1 protein-coding gene is annotated in these 433 nt (G+C 64.7%); it reads right to left on the reverse strand.

Features of this window, described 5'->3' with window-relative positions:
• Positions 1-433: amino acid permease (locus tag AC1DSF_RS30935; RefSeq protein ID WP_478184131.1), on the reverse strand; the 433-nt coding region annotated here is incomplete at both ends.

Genomic DNA, 433 nt, shown 5'->3' on the forward strand with positions numbered 1-433 from the left:
AGCTTGGCGAGCTTCGCGCTGAGGGCGGAGGTCAGCAGGACGTCGATGGCGCCGCTGCCGTCGTTGATCGCGGCCACGTCCTTCGCGGCGAAGAGGAACGCCAGCAGGAGGATCCAGCCGCCGATCGCCGAGTAGAAGATCGACTTCCACAGACCCTTGGCGGCCGACACCGACGCGCCCTTGGTCTCCTCGGAGACGTGGGCGCACGCGTCGAAGCCGGTGATCGTGTACTGGGTCAGCAGGAAGCCCAGCGGCAGGATGAAGAACCAGTACCAGCCGTCGCCGAAGCCCGAGTTGTTGATCTGCTCGGTGAACACGAACTTCGCGCTCTGGTGCGAGTCCGGGCCGAAGAACAGCACCAGGATGATCACCAGTACGCCGAACACGTGCCAGTACACGGACGCGTTCTGCAGCAGCGCGATCAGCTTGTGGC

It is taken from the genome of Variovorax sp. 01N429, assembly GCF_056399425.1.